Source organism: Klebsiella sp. A-Nf5, from assembly GCF_002810545.1.
GTDB classification, from domain to species: domain Bacteria; phylum Pseudomonadota; class Gammaproteobacteria; order Enterobacterales; family Enterobacteriaceae; genus Klebsiella; species Klebsiella variicola.
Window position 1 is genome coordinate 1 of the sequence record NZ_PIOG01000197.1, and the last position, 2,286, is coordinate 2,286.

The window sequence follows — 2,286 nt, forward strand, 5'->3', positions numbered from 1 at the left end:
GCATATTGGTGTACCAGACTCGCCACGAAAACATGCTCCATGCCCGGCATGTGGCGGCGTGGATCGCTTCCGGTTTGATGATAACGGGCGCGGCAGCTTTATCTGCAGCCAGTGCGGAGCCGGTGATGGTTTGGATTTAATCAAGCAGGTTAACAACTGCGACACCACAGAGGCAGCACGAATGGCGGCTGATGTGCTGGGTATTGATTACCGGACAGTGAAACAGGACGAAGCGACAGCTAGCCAGAGGCGGGAACAAATGAAAACCGAAAGCCAGCAGCGCGAGCAGGAACGCCAACGGCGCAAGTTGGCTGAAATAGAACAGCGCCGCGGTTTATTTGTGAGCCACTGGCAGGGGCTTGCAGAAACAGCTTTCGAGGGTGAAAGCGAATACCTCATGAACAAGGGTTTGGTTGGGTTTACCTTCCCTGTTCTGCCTGATGGTTCGCTTTTGTTAGGGCTGGTTAATGAATCTGGCACAGTAACAGCTGCGCAGACCATTACACAGCAGGGTGAAAAACGTCTTCTGGCCGGCTCTGCGAAGCGAGGTGCATACCATGCTGTAAACGCAGCAGACGCACCGCAGAGTGTTTTAATTGCTGAAGGGCTGGCAACAGCCTTATCTGTCCATCTGATACGCCAGGAAGCACTGACGGTATGTGCCATAGATGCAGGCAACCTGCAGCCCGTCGCCCAGGCCATGCATCAGCGTTACCCGAATGCGCAGATCATCATTGCTGCCGACAACGATATTAAGCCCGGAGAGCCAAATATAGGCAAAGACGCTGCGGAGAAAGCTGCAAAGTCTGTCTCTGGCTGGGTGGCTTTACCACCAACAGTGAAAAAGGCCGACTGGAACGACTACCACCAGCAGCATGGCCTGGAAGCCGCTACAACGGCGTTTAAGAATTCGATGTATCAACCGCAGGAGCCTGAAGTGTCCGCGAGACTGCAAGTGATCAACGGAGGGAAGAAAGGCGCATCAAAACCTGAATCTCTGCGACCTCATGTCGAAAGCCGTGCTGACGGTATTTTTTGGGTTGAGCCAAAATCAGACAAAGATACCGGGGAAATAACTACCCGTGAAAGCTGGCTGTGTTCTTCTCTGGAGGTCATAGGTACTGGCATAGATGACAGTAAAACCCGGTATCTGATCCTGCGCTGGCGCCCATTCGGTTCGAAGGGGGATACTGTCCAGGCAATACCATTTGCTGATATCGGTGAACGCGAAGGCTGGCGAACGCTCAAGGCTGGTGGGGTGAACGTCACAACCAAAAGTGGTTTACGTGCAACGTTGGCCGACTGGCTGCAGAGCTGTGCCAATGGTGAGGTATGGCGCATTGCGCATGCTACGGGCTGGCAGTGTGGCGCCTACATCATGCCTGATGGCGAGATCATTGGTACTCCAGATCAACCGGTGCTGTTTAACGGACGAAGTTCTGCCGCATCCGGTTATACCACCAGCGGTACTGTTGAAAGCTGGCGAGAGAGCGTTGGACGTCTGGCCTTTGGCAACTACTCGATGATGACTGGTGTGGCCGCAGCTCTGGCCGCCCCGCTGATTGGCCTTGCTGGTGCGGATGGATTCGGCATCCACCTCTACGAACAGTCGAGCGCGGGTAAGACTACCACTGCTAATGTGGCCGCCAGTCTTTACGGCAATCCAGATGTACTGCGTCTAACCTGGTACGGTACAGCGCTGGGGCTGGCGAATGAAGCTGCCGCACACAACGACGCGCTCATGCCGCTAGACGAAATCGGCCAGGGCGCTGATCCGGTGGAGGTCTACAAATCTGCCTACGCGCTTTTTAATGGTACGGGTAAGCTGCAGGGGGCGAAGGAGGGAGGGAACCGTGATCTGAAGCGCTGGCGTACTGTGGCCATCAGTACCGGTGAGATGGATCTGGAAACATTCATCGCCAGTGCCGGCCGTAAGGCTAAAGCGGGCCAGCTGGTTCGCCTGCTTAACATTCCAATGCGTCGGGCAGTGCGTTTTCATGAGCATGCCAATGGTAAATACCATGCCGATGCTCTGAAGGATGCATACCAGCATCACCACGGAGTGGCCGGGCGTGAGTGGGTTAAGTGGCTGGCTGACCACCAGCACGAGTCAGTAAGCGCTGTCAGAGCAGCGGAAGAACGCTGGCGTAGCTTGATCCCGTCGGATTATGGGGAGCAGGTCCATCGCGTCAGCGCCCGGTTCGCGATTCTGGAAGCCGCACTGCTGTTGGGTAAGGTGATCACTGGTTGGGATGAGCAAACGTGTCGGGATGCTATCCAATACAG

General features: G+C 55.4%; 1 protein-coding gene. It reads left to right on the forward strand.

The annotated features are described in order from the left end of the window. Window positions 1-2,286, forward strand: a 2,286-nt coding sequence (locus CWM53_RS20205) for a DUF927 domain-containing protein (RefSeq protein ID WP_100750843.1), incomplete at both ends; no start/stop codon positions are given.